Here is a 15,244-nt window from a genome sequence, read left to right as displayed (position 1 = left end):
AACGCCGTCATGACCGCCGTCGGCTACAACTTCCGCCTCATCCTCAAGTGGTTGAGGAAACTTTTGTGCAAAATCATCGCCGCAATATGGGCCGCGCTAACCCCGATCTCAATGCTCAAAACGGCTTCTTAACAGGGGACTTTTTTGCTTCTACCAAAACACGGCACAAAACCTGGGTTCCCGCTTTCGTGGGAATGACAAACCAAAAAAAGGCGGCGCCTGCCCTACCCCGTGTACGGATCCTCGACCTTGGGCCAAAACGGGGTCTTGAGCTTGGTGTAGGGAATAGCAGCAAAATCGGTATTGAGCGCGCCCTCACCGCCAATGTAGTGGACCTCGGCGGCGATGGGTTCGAAGCCGGCATAGAAGTGCTGCGACGATTTCACCACGACGATCTTCTTGGCCGCAAGATCGAGGCCGAACTGGGTGAAGGCGTTGGGATGGAAGGTCTGGGTGCGTACGCTGGTGACGATGAGGTCGATCTCGGGCTCACAGCGCAGCCAGACGGCGTCGCCCATCTCGGCCGTGGCGGTGCCGAAGCTCTGGTTGGCGCCTTCGATGATGCCCATGACGGTGACACGTAAATCGAGTGGATCGCCCGACATGGTGCCGCACTTGCCGGCGATGCGCAGGTCAAGGGTGGCACCGACACCGCCTTCCTTGCAAAAGCGCACCGTCACCGGGTCCCAGTAAAGCCCGGTGGCGACATTGTCGAGGCCGCGGTCGAGGACCTCGCGCAGCACGAAGGTGGAATCCGAGGGTGCTCCGCCGCCGGCGTTGTCGGCCACGTCGGCCAGCACCACCGGGAAGTGGTTGGCCGCCACGGCGGCATCGAAAGCCTCGGCCATGCTCGACAATCGGGGATGGGTCTGATGGCGCATGGCGAAGACCTCGCGGCCCAGTTCCTCGGCCAGGGCCTCGGCCTTGGCCTGGTCGCCGTCGCTGATCACCAGCATGGTCGAGGTGACGTGCTCGACGTCGCCCCAGGGAAAGCCGTGGGCGAAGGAAACCGATAGAATGCCATCTTTCCCTTCCAGCGACTGCATCCTGGAGACGAAGCTCTTCATTGGCTCGACGGGTGTGCGCCAGGTGCTGATCATGCGCACGTCCCAGGTGCCGGTGGTCGGCTGGGTGCGGCCCTCGACCTTGCCCAGCAGCACTTGATAGAGCTCATCCGCGCGTTCGTTGAAGTCGATGTGGGGGTATTCCTTGAAGGTGACGATGGCATCGGCGGCGGCCAGCATCTCGGGCGTGATGGAGCAATGGAGATCGAGCTCGCAGCCCAGCGCCGCCCCGGCGCCGACGATGGCCCGGGCGCGCGTGAGGATATCGCCCTCGCAGTCGTCGCAATCATCGGCCACCATGGCGCCGTGCATGCTGATCAGCACCATGTCGACGGGCATGGCGGCCTCCAGGTCACCCAGCAGCTCGTCGCGGAACTCCTCGTAGAGGGCCTGCACGGTGGGTCCGGCGGGCTGGGCGAAGGCGGCGATGGATTCCACCACACGGGCGCCCCCGGCCTCGGCCAGTCGGCGCCAGGTGCGCAGGGGCTCGGAGAAAATGAACCCCTCCTGCCGCGTCGCATCGCCATGGAAGAGCATGGTCTCGGCGTAGGTCTCGCGCCCCGTGGGGAAGGGCGAGAAGGTGTTCGATTCGGTGCCCAAACAGGCGATGAAGACTTTCATGAGGGTTTCCCGAAGCTAGGGGGAATCGGGCTCGTCGATGGTGCCGAAACCCTGGGGCTCGCGTTCGTCGCCGGCATGTTGCGCCAGCAGATGAAAGAGGATGATGCCGGCCATGACCGGCACGGCGATGGTGACGTAGATCATGGGAAAGCCGAGTGTATCGGCGGTGCGCATGATCGAACGGCCCAAGAAGCCGCGGGCCGGATTGAGGCCGGGGCCGAAGATGGAATAATAGAAGACCGGCCCCAGAAGCATCACCACCGCGGCCGTACGCACGGTGGTCTTGCCCCAGCTCAGGACCGGCCCCTCGCTGGGCTTGGGCTTGATCAGCACCGGATCGAAACGCGCCTTGAAGGAAACCGTGGCACCGAGGAGCCCGCCCCATACCATGGAAAAGCGGGCCAGCTCCTCGGTCCACGTCGGTGGTGCATTGAAAATGTAGCGGCCCACCACCTGGATGGCGACGAACACCAGCATGGTGGCGAAACAGGCCACCGCGCTGAACCGGCAAAACCGGTCGATCTCGTCGCTCAACCAGATGATGGCGCCGCGCATGGGCGCTTACCGTGTCTTGTCGGCGGCTTCGACCCAGAGCTTGGCCTTGGCTGCCTCCAGCGCGCCCGTGGTCCAAACCTGGCGCGAGCGCTTGACGAATTCGGCCCGGGCCGCAGGGGTCAGCTCGGTCACCTTGATGCCGGCCTTGGCGACATCCTTGAGCATCACCGCTTCCTGCTTGATGATCCAGGCACGGTTGATCTTGGTGGCCTCGGCCGCGGCGCCGTCGACTTTGGCCCGGTCGCCGGCCGAGAGACCGTTGTACCAATCGTTGGAGACCAGGGCCAGGCGGGTCGAGGGAATGAGCTGGGCGTTGGTGAAGAACTTGATGAAGTCGGTATGGCCGAACATCAAGGGCACGAAGGAGGGATTCAAATAGCCATCCGCCACGCCGGTCTGCAGCGCATTCGGCACCTCCGACCAGGAAACGATGGTGCCCGTCGTGCCCCAGGTCTTGTACAGCGCGATCTGGTGCTCATCGAGCGCCCGCATGCGCAGGCTGGCCATGTCGCCAACGGTCTTGATTTCCTTCTTGGTGTTGAAAATTCCGGCCGCCGGACCCAGCGAAACGAGCGCCAGAATGCGCACACCGTTCTTGGCCAGGTTGGTGTTGATCTTGGCCAACAGCCCGGTGGCGGCGGCCCGGTCGACGTGGGCGATGTTCTCGAACAGGTAGGGCAGATAGATGCCGAAGATCATCTTGTCGATCTTGCCCGCCTGTTTGACGTCCGACATCGAGACCTCAAGCAGGCCCTGGCTGACCTGGTCCAACCTCTCGGCCTCCTCGCCCAGCGAGTTGCGGGCGTATTCCTTGGCATCCAAACCAGCTCTTTTCAGGGCCTCGGTGAAGTTGTGGGCCCAAACGTAGGTGCCGGATTTGTTCAGGTCCGGCGGTGAATCCAGGGCGATCTTGATCTCCGCCTGGGCCGTGGCGGAAAACGCCAGGACCGCCGCGGCGACCATACTGAGTGTTAGCTTTTTCATCGATATCCTCCCTTCAGGTATTTCTGCTTAGCCTACCGCAAGGCCTGCCAAGCGCGGCAAAAACAAACTCAACTCGGGAAACAGAACCAGGATGATGAGCACGGCCATTTCGACCAGCGCGAACGGTATGATGGCGCGCGCCATGCGCCAATAGCTCTCGCCCGTCACCGTCGAGACGATGATCAGGCAGCCGCCGAGCGGCGGCGTGATCAGGCCGATACAGAGGTTGAAACAAAGCACGATGCCCAAGTGCGTCGGGTTCACCCCCTGGGCCAGGGCAATCGGCGCCAACAGCGGCACCAGCAACGTCAGGGCCACGGGAATGTCCATGATCATGCCGGCAAACAAAAAAATCACGTTCAAGACGAAGAGGTATTCGAGACCGGAGAGCCCGGCACCGACCACCAGTTCGCTGAGCAATTGCGGCCATTGCAGCAGCCCGGCGATGTAGCCCAGACAGGCGATGGCGCTGAGGATGATGAAGATGGCGCCGGTCAGGATGGCGGTGTGCTGGAAGGAGTCCCAGAGCTTGGCCCACGTCACCTCGCCGTAATAGAGGCCCACCAAGGTCGCCGTGATGACGGCCAGCGTCGCCGCCTCGGTGGGCGTGACGACGCCGACGATGATGCCGCCGACGATGATGATGGGCAGCAAAAGCGCCGGCGCAGCCCGGCGGAAGGCCGGCCAGAAGGGCGGGATGTCCTCGGGCCGGCCGCCGGGGTGGTCGTCCTTGTAGGCATAAATGGTGTTGATGATGAAAAGCGCGAAAGCCAGCAGCAGCCCCGGCACGATACCGGCGATGAAAAGCGCCGCGATCGAGGTCTGCATCAGGGCGCCGTAGATAATCAGAATAATGCTGGGCGGAATGATGGGACCGATGATCGAGGAGGCGGCGGTGATGACGCTGGCATAGAGGTTGGTGTAGCCCTGCTCGCGCATGGCCGGCACGAGCGTATTGGAAAGCGCCGCCGAATCCGCCACCGCCGAGCCCGAGATGCCGGCGAAGAAGACGCTGGTCATGATGTTGACGTGACCCAGTCCGCCCTTGAAGCGGCCCACCAGCGCCATGGAGAACTCGATCAGCACCCGTGTCAGGCCGGCCCGGTTCATGATGTCGCCGGTCAGGATGAAGAGCGGCATGGCCATGAAGGCGAAGACGTCGACCTGGGCGAAGATGCGCTGGGGAATGATGGCCAGATAGGCAGCCTTGCCGTTGACGATGTAGGTCAGCACCGAGGCGGCGCCGATGACGTAGGCCAAGGCCGTTCCGGCAAACAGGAACACGACGCCCGCGGCGACGACGATCCAGCCCATCAGGTATTTCCCCCCACGCTCCGCTCCCTAGCCTTTCAATTCGGGACGCCGGTCCCAGGTCGGCCTGGCGTTTTCATAGGCCTTCGAGGCCCGCAGCACGAGATCGTCGCGGTGCATCGGCCCGATGATGTGCAGGCCCACCGGCAGGCCGTCCGAGGTAAAGCCACAGGGCACCGATGCGGCCGGCTGGTGGGTCAGGTTGAAGGGCGGCGTGAAGCGGATCCAGCTGGAATGGGGATCGCCCTCGAATTCGTCGGGTCCCAAGAGCCCGACGTCGAAGGCCGCCGAGGAGGCCACCGGGGCAAGCAGCAGGTCATATTCCTGGTGGAATTCGGCCATGTGCCGGCCCAGATCCTCGCGCGCCGCCACGGCCGCGAAGAACTCGGTCAGCGAGGGCGGCGCCTCGCGGGTCCAGCGTTTCTTCAGTTCGGGTTCCAGGAGCTCCGCCTGCTCCTCGGTCATCAGATCCAGCAGCACCGGGGCGGCGGCGTGGAAGTGGGTCATCCAGATTTCGAATGGATCCACGAAGCCGGGATCACGGGCTTCGACGTGGGCGCCCAGTTCCTCGAAGGTGCGGGCCGCGGCGGCCACCAGTTCCGCCACTTCGGCATTGACCGGGGCGTAGCCGAAATCGGCGCTGTAGGCGATGCGCAGGCCCTTGACGCCATCGTCGAGCACGCCGCGGTAGTCGCGCGGACCGTCGCGCAGCGCCAGCCAGTCGCGGTGGTCGGGCTCGCTGAGCACGGCCAGCATGAGCGTGGCGTCGTCCACCGAACGGGCCATGGGGCCGACATGGCTGAAGGTGCGCAACGGCGCCGGCTGGCCGGGGTAGGCCGGCACCACGCCGAAGCTCGCCTTGATGCCAAAAAGGCCAGTGAGGTGGGAGGGCAGCCGGATCGAGCCGCCGCCGTCCGAGCCCACGGCCAAGGGCCCGAGGCCCGCCGCCACCGCCGCCCCGGCGCCGCCCGACGAGCCGCCCGGCGTCTTGGCCGGGTTCCAGGGATTGCGCGTGATGCCCGCCAGCGGGCTGTCGGTGGCGCCCTTCCAGCCGAACTCGGGCGTCGTGGTCTTGCCCAGGATGACGGCGCCGTGTTCGCGCAGCCGCGCCGTGGCTGGGCCGTCCTCGTCCCAGGCCTGGTCGGGATCGATGGTGCGCGAGCCCTTGAGCGTGGGCCAGCCCTTGGCCAGCACCAGGTCCTTTATCGAAACCGGAATGCCATCGACCAGCCCCTGGGGGGCGCCACGAGCCCAGCGCGCCTCGGATTCTAGGGCCTGGGCCAGGGCGCGCTCGGCATCGACGACGCAGAAACAATTGAGTTCGGGGTTGAGGACCTCGATGCGGTCCAGCACGGCCTCGGTCATCTCCACCGGCGACAGGCTCTTGTCGGCATAGCGGGAGAGAATTTCCGTGGCGTCCAGGTAACAAAGATCATCGCCCATGGCTTGGCCTTTCCCTATCTCAGTCGGGCCGGCGAGAGATCCTCGGCAGCCACACCCAGCGCCTGGAGATCATGCGGCACATCGCGACCCAGCGCCAGGGCCGCCGCCAGCCGACCCATGGCGGGCGAGGTCTTGATGCCATAACCCCCCTGCCCCGCCAGCCAGAAAAAATCCGCCACCTGGCGGTCGAAGCCGACCACCGGCGTGTTGTCGGCGACGAACGAACGCAAGCCCGCCCAGGACCGCTCGATGCGGCCGACCGACAAGGTGGTGGCGCTCTGGAAGCGGTCGACGGCAATGGCCATGTCGAGCTCCTCGGGCTGCACGTCGCAGGGCTCGACCGGGGTCTCGTCGGCCGGCGAGACGATCAGGCGCCCGGCATCAGGCCGGAAGTAGAAATCCTCATCGACGGCGGCGCAAAAAGGCCAGTCCTCGACCGCCATCCCGGCCGGGGGATCGACCAGGATCACCGTGCGCCGCTTGGGCACCAGCCCGACCGAAGCGGCACCGGCCAAGGCCGCGACCCGGTCGCACCAGGCCCCGGCGGCATTGACCACGACACGCCCCTGGAATTCGCCGGCCCGGGTGGCCACGCTCCAGCCGCCGTCGTGGCTCAGCCCGGTGACCTCGGCCCGGCATACCACTTCGCCGCCCTGTTGGCGCAGACCGCGGAGATATCCCTGGTGCAGGGCATGCACGTCGACATCCCGGGCGCCGGGCTCCAGCACCGCCCCGGCGGCGTAGTCCGGGCGCAACGCCGGCACCAGGGCTTGCGTCTCGGCCGCCTCCAGTTGCCGGATACTCTCGGCCCGCTCCGCCGCCCCCTCGGCCGTCGCGGCCAACTCCGCCGCCTGCTCGGCGCGGCCGACAAACAGCCCGCCGCGCGGCGTCAGCAAAGGGGCGTCGGCAAAGCCGGCCGGCGGGTTTTCGAAAAACGCCCGGCTGCCGGCCGCCAAGGCCCGGATGGTGTCGCTGCCGTAGATCTCGGTAAACAACGCCGCCGAACGCCCGGTGCTGTGGTAGCCCGGCTGGTCCTCCATCTCCAGCACCAGCACGCGGCCCTCGGCAGCCAGGAAATGGCCCGCCGAAGCCCCGGCGATACCGGCACCGATAACGATGAAGTCGAAGTCGGGGTCACCCACCCCACTACCTATCCGCAGCCAAGCGACCCTCCCACTGGCTCTCCTTGTGGCCCGGGCGCCCTCTGCCGGGGCGCCTCTGGTGATCCCATCAAAACACATTTTTCCGATCGGAAAAAGATCTATTTTCCGATCGGAAAATTGATTATGGTGGTGAAACCATGCCCGAAACTTCCCTCGATCGCGTAACGCTGGGCGAACGGCTGCGGGCGCTGCGCCAACAGCGCGGCTGGACCCTGGCCCAACTGGCCGGCCGTTCGGGTCTGGCGTTATCGACCATATCCAAGGTCGAGCGCGGCCGCATGTTGCTGGCCTACGACAAGTTCATGCAACTCGCCCACGGCCTGGGCGTCGACGTCGGCGATCTCTTCGGCGCTCCCGAACAGGGCTTCGACAAGGGCGGCGTAACGGTTACCCGGGCCGGCCAGGCCGAGCACCACGAGACCGCCGAATACGTCTACGACATGCTGTGTACCGAGCTCCGGGGCAAGCGCATGGTGCCCATGCTGGGCCGCATCAAGGCCCACGACGTGCGCCAGTTCAGCGACATCGTCAAACATCCCGGCGAGGAGTTCGTTTTCGTGCTGACGGGCGAGCTCAGCGTTCACCTCGAGGACCGCGAGCCGATCCTCTTGCGGCCCCATGATTCGATCTACTTCGACAGCGCCATGAAGCACGCCTATGTCTCGGCGGGGGCGGAGGACGCGACGATTGTGGTGGTATGCTGGCAGCCGGGTGGAGGCGGCTAGAAAATTTCCGAGAGCGGCATTTGGCTTTTGAGCGCTACATGGACTGCGCAAGCGGGTACTATGCGTTTCCGGCAAAGGGCCACTCACCAATGGATCCACAGGAAACAGAACCCGAAGGCTATGACGTCGCCACCGTCGAAGCCTGGATTTCCGACAATGTTCCGGGCCTGACGCCACCCTTCGTTTGGACCCGCCTACAAGGTGGGCATTCAAACCTCACCTACCGCCTCGACGACGGCCAGGGCCGGGCCGCCGTCATCCGCCGGCCGCCGCGGGGCGAGTTGCTGCCCAAGGCCCATGACATGAGCCGCGAGTGGGCCCTGATATCGGCGCTGGGACCGACACCGGTGCCGGTGGCGCCGGCCATTGCCTTTTGCCAAAGCGCGCACGTCACCGGTGCCCATTTCTACGTCATGGGGCTGGTTGACGGCCGGGCGCTCTACGATTCAGAGGTCACCGAGGCCTGGGTGCCCGAGGATCGCCGAACCACCTTGGCCTGGTCCTTCGTCGACGTGCTGGTCGAGTTGCACGCCCTCGACCCTGACGGGATCGGGCTTGGCGATCTGGGCAAGAAGGAGGACTATGTCGGGCGCCAGTTACGCACCTGGTACCGCTCCTGGACATCTTCCGTCGACGACGCCGAATACGACGACCCCCGGGCCCACGAGCTGCAGGAATTCCTAAGCCAGAACATCCCGGAACAGGGCCCGGCCCGCGTCGTCCACGGCGACTATGGTGTACACAACTGCCTGATCGGCGCCGATTCCACGATCGCCGCCGTGGTCGACTGGGAGATCTCGACGCTGGGCGATCCTCTGGCCGACTTGGCCTACGCCCTCAACCAGTGGGCCGAGCCCGGCGAAGGCCGCGAGGGCGCGGCCACGGCCTTGCCCGGGTTCCCCAGCCGCGCCGAGCTGGTGGCGCGTTACGCCGAAAGATCGGGCCGCGACGTCTCGCTGCTCGATTACTACCTCGGCTACAACTGGTGGCGCACCGCCTGCATCGTCCACGGCGTCTATGCCCGCTACCGGGCCGGCAAGAAAAGCAGCGAAGGCGCCGATCTCGACACGCTGCGCAGGCGTATCGGGTTGTCGCTGGAACTTTCGTCAAAGGCGCTGGCGCCGTTGCGCTAGGGAATTTCGGGTCAGGAGTTTCGGGGACAGAGCTGCTTATCCACGGACTCACCAACCCTTGCCGTCCAGCATTTTCATGAGGTTGCGCTTTCTTTTCTGGGTGTTTCGCAAATCCTGCAAATAGGCTTGAAACGCTGCCTTTCCGTCTGCGCCCTGGTGGAGATTTCTGATCTTGTCGAGATAATTCACAGCCTGCTCGTACACCGGATTTCCGGTCTGGCGCAAAAGGTCGTCGACGTGTTTCCGGTAGATGGCAATGGCGTCGGCAGGATGGGTTTTTTCCCGGCGCCCAGCCAGTTCCAGCCACAGGCGACTGGCGCAGCCGCGGGACTGGGCCTCACGCCAGGCCGTGGCGACGTCTTCTTCGTATAGGAAAATTTCTACCAGAACTGTTCCGTCGGCCGGAAGAAGGCGCCAAATAGTGTGTTTCCCGGATGGCGCTGGCGGTTCTTCGTCGAGGCCTGTCCGGATATGGGCCAAGGCTTTGTCCCGCCAATGGGGCCGCCAGGAACTGGCCTTGCCGGCGTGCTTTTCGAGCATCCTGTACATGGCAAGGGCGGAATTTTCCGCGAAGGCCTCCCAGGCCAGGGCCATGGCTTCGTCATGGCGGCCCTGTTCATGGTAGGTCTCGGCGACGAGTTCGCGCAGGGGGCTCGTTCCCCAGTGCCCGGGAAAGGCCCGCAGGCCGCGTTCCGCCCAGTCGAGGGCCTGATCCGGATGTCCCGAGTCCTGATAGACCAGGGCGATTTCCTGAAAGCCATGTGGCCCGGACAGGTCCCTGGACTTGACGGCGACCAACTCGTCGAGATCGCCGTCCACCCGAGCCAGCGACCCCATCAGCGAAGTGATGCTAAGACGGCTGCCATAATAGTCTTCGTCTTCTTCATCTGGGCCAAGGGACGGAACTTTCACCCACTCGGCTTCCACCAGCCTGCGATATTCGGCCAGGCCTGATGCTCCGAGTACATCCTTGTAGCTTTCCGCCGCCCTATGGAAAACGCCGAAACCGCTCTCCAGTTGCGCCTCGAACAACCGTCCTGCCAGTTCGACGGGGTCGGGACGGGCCTCGGTGCAGGCCTCAAGATGAAGATCCTGCAAGCGCTCCAGCAGGCCGCCCATCCAGCCGTCCGAATCGTCCAGGTATTCCATCGCCTGTTCCACCCCGTCCAGGCCGTATTCGGCGAGCTCCATCGCCGCTGGCGCCAGCCCGTCGGCCAGCAGATCGGCAACCGAATCGACCACCTCCTCAAGGCCCGAGCTGTAGTCGTACATTTCCCCATAAGCGACGAAACCGCCCGTATCCAGGGCATCATCGAAGGCGCCACGATAAACCGCCAAGTCCGGCCCGGCCTTCGTCGCCCGCGCGCTCTTGGTCTCCAACCGGCGATACAGGCGATCGTCCTCCTCGGCCCGTTCGAGAAGCAGTGAGATCAACTCTTCCTTATCGAGTTCCCGGAGATAGCTTCGCAGATCGCCGCCGCCCGGTTCTTGTTCGGCTCCCTCCGCCGCCGCCCCGTGCCCTGCCAACCAAGTCAGTCCGACCGCCACGCAGTGCTTGCAAAAGAGGCCGTCCATTCCCACCGGGCAGGTGCAATCGTGATCGATCTCCCCGTCCTCGGCGGTTAGCTTCACCCGATAGGTATGGGTACCAGTGACTTTCGCCATGATTCCGGTTTCCGTGGCCCGCAGATTGCGCACGAGACCGGCCTCGGCGTAGTCCTGGCCGCGTTCGAATGAATGCCCCCAGGCGAACGCCTCGAGGACATCGCGGGTCAAAAGCGCGGACAGCCTTTTCGCCCCCTCCGTCAACCCGCGGCCTCCCGAAGCAAGGCCATCAGGTCCGCAAGAGATATCGCTTCGACGCCTTCCTTGACCGCATAGCGCTCGTCCCCCGGATAGACCACGAAACGGGCAGCAGGGGCGAGGTCGTCGCAGGCGAACCAGAAACCCTTGGAGGGTTTGGCCACCAGGCTGCGCTTGATCTCGACGGCCCAGGTCGAGCCTCCCGGAAAAGAGAGGAGCAAGTCGATTTCGGCGCCGGCGGCGGTGCGATAGAAATTGGCCTCCGTCCCTTCGGGTGCCGCCAAGACCAGGTTCTCGATCACGAACCCCTCCCAACTCGGGCCAACGACGGGATGGCCAAGCACCTCTTCCTTGCCCGCCAGTCCGAGTAGCGCATGCACGACGCCGCTATCACGCACGTAGACCTTGGGCGATTTGACCAGGCGCTTGCCGACGTTCCGGTGCCAGGGCGGCAAACGGCGAACCAGCAGCAGATCGACGAGAAGGTCGAGGTAGGAAGCCACCGTCTTGCCGTCCACGCCGAGACCGCGGGCCAGGTTCGAGGCGTTCAGCAAGCCGCCCTGGCCGTGGGCCAGCATGGTCCAGAACCGGCGCAGCGTTTCGGCCGCGATACGTGGGCCCAATTGCGGGATGTCGCGCTCGAGATAGGTGCGGATGAAGTTTCGCCGCCATTGCAGGCTCAGCGCGTCGTCGGGGGCAAGAAAGCTGTCGGGAAACCCAATTCGGCCAGCTTGGCACGCACGGCGTTGGCGCGGGTGAGACGCACCGGCACCAGAACGATGCGCCCGTTCTCTTCGCTCACCTCGAAATACTCTGCCCCCTGGCACGATGACAGCACGGCCTTGGGCAGCGTGAGTTGGTTCTTGGATGTCAGCTTCGCGAGCATGGGATTCTCAGCTTGTCGGGAAGTAAGAAATGCTTACATCCTTTCAACGCCTGTCTCAATGTCGAGAGTTTCGGGGACAAGGACCCTTTGTCGGGACGCTTTGTCACCCCGCCGCCTGGCAAAGAAAAGATTCGTTATTAGCGACCACCCGAAATCAAGAAATCGTTATTGGCGTTTCCCATAGCGCAGGGCTCAATCCAACCCCATGCACCCCAGCGCCATGTCCCTGAGCTCGCCGCGGCGCAGCTTGAGGCCGTTGGGGCTGACGGAATAGGGGAACTCGGCGACCGCGAAGAAGCGCACCGGCACCTTGAACTTGGCGATGCCGGCGTGACAATGCGCGGTCAGCGCCACTTCGTCGATGTCGGCGCCTGCACCCGCCTCGGGTATGACGAAGGCCACGGCGCGGTTGCCGGCCGGCGTCGAGATGCCGACGACCTTGCATTCGCCGACGCTGGAGTGGCTCTCCACGTGGCCCTCGATTTCGGCCGGGCTGGTGAGAAAGCCGCCGAGGCGCAGCACGTCGCCGATGCGCGAGAGGAAGATCACCCGGCCGTCGGGCTCCAGCCGCCCGAGATCGCCGGTGCGGAAGAAGCCGTCGTCAGTGAAAGCCGCTGCGTTGGCCTCGGCATCAGCAAAATACTCCTTGAAGACGGCGATGCCCTTGAACAGGAGCTCGCCGACCTCGCCTGCCGTCACGGGCGCGCCGCTTTCGGAATCGCAAACCCGCACCTCGGTCTCGGCATCGAGCACGTAACCGCCACCCTGGGCGCGATGCTCGGCCGGGCCGTCGAGGGGCTGGCAGGTGATCAGGGCCTGGAGCTCGCTGGAGCCGTAGACGCCGGCGCAGTTCATCTCCTGGCGGTCTGCCTCGGCCACGAAGTCGGTCAGCGCGGCATTGAAAGACGCGAATCCGCACAGCCTGAGCGAGGCGAACGACTGCCCCGGCGCCGCCATCAGGATCTGATGGAATAGATCATCCGATCCGTACATGTGGGTGATGGCGTGCTGGTGCACCATCTCGCCCGCCTGCTTGGCATCGAACACCGTCATCAGCACGATGGGACGCCCGGCCGCCATGGTGGTCATGGCCAGACTGAAGCCGAAGACGCCGCAAAGGGGAAGAGCCATCAACGTCTTGGCGTCGGGCGCCGTATAACCCACGCTGCCGGCCACAACGCGCGAATGCCCGACTACGCCGCGTTGGCTGTGCAGCACGAACTTGGGCGCCCGGGTGGTGCCCGAGGTGGTGAAGATGGCACAGCCGGCGTCGGGCTCGGCATCGCCCTCGTAGGGCGGGTTCGCTTCCAGGTCGTGGTAGCGCAGCAACGTTCGTTGCCCCGAGATGGCCTCCAGGCGGGCGCCTACCTCGGGCTCGATCCCCTCCGCCTCGTCGTAGAGCACCATGGCTTCCACGGCCCCCAGCCGCTCGCCGATCTCGCCCAGCATGGCGACGAAATCGATGTCCTTGAAACCCGGCCACAGCACCAGCACGCGGGCGCCCGAGCGGGCCACGATATCGGCCACCTCGACGCTGCGGAAACGGGTGTTGACCGAGACCACGATGACGCCGAGCCGGGCGCAGGCCAGGAACAGCACCAGCCAGGCCGGCACGTTGGGCAGCCACAGCGCCAGGCGGTCGCCGGGTTCGAGACCAAGTGCCTCAAGCCCCGTCGCCACCCGCCGCCCGAGTTCCTCGAGCTCGCCAAAGCTCAGCTCCCGGCCACGGTCCCAAATCGCCGTGGCCTCGGGCGGTTGAGCCGCAAGCAAATTGGCGATGGTCGGCGCTGCGCTCATGCGGCGGCCGCGTACTCGTCTTTCATGCGGGCGATCAGCTCGGCCACCGGCGGCGCGTCGTGGATCGAGCCCAGGCCCTGCCCGGCCGTCCAGATGTCGGCCCAGACCTTGCCCTCGTCGATGAACTCGGTGCCGAGATCTATCTTGCCCTTTTCCGGCAGCGCCTCGGGATCGAGGCCGTAGCGCTCGATGCTGGGGCGCAGCATGTTGGCCGGGATGCCGGAAAAGGCCGGCGTATAGATCAGGTCGCGGGGGCCATAGTCGATCAGGCCCTGCTTGTAGTCCTCCGACGCCACCGATTCGCGGGTGGCCACGAAGCGCGTGCCGATGTAGGCCAGATCAGCCCCCAGCACCTGGGCCGCGCGGATGCCGCGGCCGTCGGAGATGCAGCCGGCCAGGGCGATGGTGCCGTCGAAAAATTCGCGCAGCTGCGGCACCATGGCAAAGGGGTTCATGGTGCCGGCGTGGCCGCCGGCGCCGCCGCAGACGGGGATCAGGCCGTCGACGCCGAGGTCGGCGGCCTTCCGCGCCCATTCGATGGTGGTGACGTCATGCAGCACGATGCCGCCGTAAGCATGTGCCGTCTCGACGTAGATGCGCGGGTTGCCGACGGAGGTGACGATGACCGGGGTCTTGTGGCTGGCCAGCACCTCGAGATCGGGCTCGGCCCGGGGGTTGGTGCGGTGCGCCATGATGTTGACACCGTAGGGCGCCACGATGGCCTCGGGGTTGGCCTCGGCATAACCGGCCAGTTCACCTTCGATGCGGTTTAGCCACTGTTCGAGCTCTTCGGGCGAGCGGGCGTTGAGCGAGGGAAAGGTGCCGAGCACGCCGGCCTTGCAGCTTTCGATCACCAGTTCGGGCCAGGACACCAGGAACATGGGCGCGGCGATGGCCGGCAGTGCCAGCTTGCCTTCAAGTTGGGGGGGTAGGGGCATGGATTCCTCTGGATTGTGAACTGATTCCGGTTCCCCTAACTGTGCCAGGTGACCCAGCCGCCGAAAACCAAAAAGGCGACCAGGACCGCTGCTATGAGCAGCGTCACGCCATAGCCAAGCAGCTTCGACCACCAGGGATTCACCGGTGGTGTCAGTTCGCTGTAGGGACGTGGCCGCCGTCGTCGGCTGAAGCCGGGCACGTTGTTCTCCCTGCCGCCTCTCCGCTCGCCCGGCAAAAAATAACACAAAAAAAGACCCCGCCACGAGGGCGGGGTCCTGATGGCACCGCGAAGGTGCCGTATTCGCTTGCTCGAAAGGCTACGAGCTGACGTTGATCGAACCGATCGAGGTCTGATCCGTCACGTCGCCACCAGCGGCATACCCGCCAGCGCCGGCACTGGCGCCGGAATGCGAATGGGTGTCGGCCTCGGCGCCACTGGCGCCCCACTGCGAGGTCCCGGCATAGGCCCCGGAGCTTGCTCCGGCACTGCCGCGGGCGGCCGCATCGCCACCGGACTTGCCACCTTGATCGACGCCTGCTGAACTTTGGTCACTCATGTGTTTTCTCCTGCTGGTGGGTTTGTATGGCTGGCAGCTTGATCACCGCCGGGCCCCGGAACTGTGTTATTTCGTTGCCCTGTTCTAGGGCCCGTTGACATTTAAGGGATTCCCAAGAGCGTCAAAAAGTGATTCAAGCTTTCTTTTGTCAGGAGGCTTGGATGAACATGGATCGTTTGGTCATCGGGGACGAGGTTTGGGAAAAGATTTCGCCGCACCTGCCGGGCAAGGTCACGGATCGTGGTGTGACGGCGGCAGACAAT

The 15,244-nt window shown here is 64.9% G+C and carries 14 protein-coding genes and 1 pseudogene; 2 read left to right on the top strand and 13 right to left on the bottom strand.

All coding sequences use genetic code 11. The annotated features are described in order from the left end of the window. Positions 1-224: 224 nt before the first annotated feature. From QGG75_05410 to QGG75_05385, 6 genes are read right to left on the bottom strand one after another with little or no spacing between them, the layout of a single operon-like run. Positions 225-1,685 (bottom strand): M81 family metallopeptidase, encoded by a 1,461-nt coding sequence (locus QGG75_05410; GenBank protein ID MDP6066679.1) that lies wholly within the window; start codon positions 1,683-1,685, stop codon positions 225-227. 15 nt (positions 1,686-1,700) lie between these two features. Beyond that, positions 1,701-2,240 (bottom strand): TRAP transporter small permease subunit, encoded by a 540-nt coding sequence (locus QGG75_05405; GenBank protein MDP6066678.1) that lies wholly within the window; start codon positions 2,238-2,240, stop codon positions 1,701-1,703. Positions 2,241-2,246: 6 nt separating this feature from the next. Further along, positions 2,247-3,224, bottom strand: a complete 978-nt coding sequence (locus QGG75_05400) for a TRAP transporter substrate-binding protein (protein MDP6066677.1) — start codon at positions 3,222-3,224, stop codon at positions 2,247-2,249. A 27-nt stretch (positions 3,225-3,251) separates the two neighbouring features. Further along, a complete protein-coding gene (locus QGG75_05395) occupies positions 3,252-4,538 on the bottom strand; it encodes a TRAP transporter large permease (GenBank protein ID MDP6066676.1) in 1,287 nt (428 codons plus the stop codon). A gap of 27 nt (positions 4,539-4,565) precedes the next feature. Then, positions 4,566-5,978, bottom strand: a complete 1,413-nt coding sequence (locus tag QGG75_05390; protein MDP6066675.1) for an amidase — start codon at positions 5,976-5,978, stop codon at positions 4,566-4,568. A 14-nt stretch (positions 5,979-5,992) separates the two neighbouring features. After that, complete coding sequence (locus QGG75_05385; protein ID MDP6066674.1) at positions 5,993-7,120, bottom strand: FAD-binding oxidoreductase; 1,128 nt, start codon at positions 7,118-7,120, stop codon at positions 5,993-5,995. A 158-nt stretch (positions 7,121-7,278) separates the two neighbouring features. Between QGG75_05385 and QGG75_05380 the strand changes: the two genes are divergently transcribed. Beyond that, positions 7,279-7,866 (top strand): XRE family transcriptional regulator, encoded by a 588-nt coding sequence (locus tag QGG75_05380; protein MDP6066673.1) that lies wholly within the window; start codon positions 7,279-7,281, stop codon positions 7,864-7,866. An 89-nt stretch (positions 7,867-7,955) separates the two neighbouring features. Further along, positions 7,956-8,999 (top strand): phosphotransferase family protein, encoded by a 1,044-nt coding sequence (locus QGG75_05375; GenBank protein ID MDP6066672.1) that lies wholly within the window; start codon positions 7,956-7,958, stop codon positions 8,997-8,999. 48 nt (positions 9,000-9,047) lie between these two features. On the opposite strand, the gene QGG75_05370 is transcribed toward QGG75_05375, so the two are convergent. The 7 genes and pseudogenes from QGG75_05370 to QGG75_05340 all read right to left on the bottom strand — a co-directional run bounded on the left by QGG75_05370 (position 9,048) and on the right by QGG75_05340 (position 14,981). Beyond that, complete coding sequence (locus QGG75_05370) at positions 9,048-10,808, bottom strand: SWIM zinc finger family protein (protein MDP6066671.1); 1,761 nt, start codon at positions 10,806-10,808, stop codon at positions 9,048-9,050. Continuing rightward, a pseudogene (locus QGG75_05365) lies at positions 10,805-11,521 on the bottom strand (DUF4143 domain-containing protein). The gene QGG75_05370 and the pseudogene QGG75_05365 overlap by 4 nt, the downstream one beginning before the upstream one ends. After that, positions 11,482-11,688, bottom strand: a complete 207-nt coding sequence (locus QGG75_05360; protein ID MDP6066670.1) for an AbrB/MazE/SpoVT family DNA-binding domain-containing protein — start codon at positions 11,686-11,688, stop codon at positions 11,482-11,484. The pseudogene QGG75_05365 and the gene QGG75_05360 overlap by 40 nt, the downstream one beginning before the upstream one ends. 192 nt (positions 11,689-11,880) lie before the next feature. Continuing rightward, positions 11,881-13,485 carry an AMP-binding protein gene (locus QGG75_05355; GenBank protein ID MDP6066669.1) on the bottom strand — a complete coding sequence of 535 codons (1,605 nt, stop codon included), beginning with the start codon at positions 13,483-13,485 and terminating at the stop codon, positions 11,881-11,883. Next, the gene (locus QGG75_05350; GenBank protein MDP6066668.1) at positions 13,482-14,423 is read right to left on the bottom strand and encodes a nitronate monooxygenase family protein; all 942 of its coding nucleotides are present in this window, start codon (positions 14,421-14,423) and stop codon (positions 13,482-13,484) included. The genes QGG75_05355 and QGG75_05350 overlap by 4 nt, the downstream gene beginning before the upstream one ends. A gap of 35 nt (positions 14,424-14,458) precedes the next feature. Next, positions 14,459-14,623: a hypothetical protein gene (locus QGG75_05345; protein ID MDP6066667.1), complete on the bottom strand. Its 165-nt coding sequence runs from the start codon at positions 14,621-14,623 to the stop codon at positions 14,459-14,461. 118 nt (positions 14,624-14,741) lie between these two features. Next, positions 14,742-14,981, bottom strand: coding sequence for a hypothetical protein (locus QGG75_05340; GenBank protein MDP6066666.1), 240 nt, complete (start codon positions 14,979-14,981; stop codon positions 14,742-14,744). Positions 14,982-15,244: the final 263 nt, after the last annotated feature.

The organism is Alphaproteobacteria bacterium (assembly GCA_030740435.1).
Classification (GTDB): domain Bacteria; phylum Pseudomonadota; class Alphaproteobacteria; order UBA2966; family UBA2966.
This window is presented reverse-complemented; position numbering and strand designations above follow the sequence as displayed.

Coding starts and splice junctions, on each gene's coding strand:
- QGG75_05395 (MDP6066676.1), bottom strand. CDS start 4,538: ATGGGCTGGATCGTCGTCGCCGCGGGCGTCGTGTTCCTGTTTGCCGGA.
- QGG75_05410 (MDP6066679.1), bottom strand. CDS start 1,685: ATGAAAGTCTTCATCGCCTGTTTGGGCACCGAATCGAACACCTTCTCG.
- QGG75_05390 (MDP6066675.1), bottom strand. CDS start 5,978: ATGGGCGATGATCTTTGTTACCTGGACGCCACGGAAATTCTCTCCCGC.
- QGG75_05400 (MDP6066677.1), bottom strand. CDS start 3,224: ATGAAAAAGCTAACACTCAGTATGGTCGCCGCGGCGGTCCTGGCGTTT.
- QGG75_05355 (MDP6066669.1), bottom strand. CDS start 13,485: ATGAGCGCAGCGCCGACCATCGCCAATTTGCTTGCGGCTCAACCGCCC.
- QGG75_05375 (MDP6066672.1), top strand. CDS start 7,956: ATGGATCCACAGGAAACAGAACCCGAAGGCTATGACGTCGCCACCGTC.
- QGG75_05360 (MDP6066670.1), bottom strand. CDS start 11,688: ATGCTCGCGAAGCTGACATCCAAGAACCAACTCACGCTGCCCAAGGCC.
- QGG75_05350 (MDP6066668.1), bottom strand. CDS start 14,423: ATGCCCCTACCCCCCCAACTTGAAGGCAAGCTGGCACTGCCGGCCATC.
- QGG75_05380 (MDP6066673.1), top strand. CDS start 7,279: ATGCCCGAAACTTCCCTCGATCGCGTAACGCTGGGCGAACGGCTGCGG.
- QGG75_05340 (MDP6066666.1), bottom strand. CDS start 14,981: ATGAGTGACCAAAGTTCAGCAGGCGTCGATCAAGGTGGCAAGTCCGGT.
- QGG75_05405 (MDP6066678.1), bottom strand. CDS start 2,240: ATGCGCGGCGCCATCATCTGGTTGAGCGACGAGATCGACCGGTTTTGC.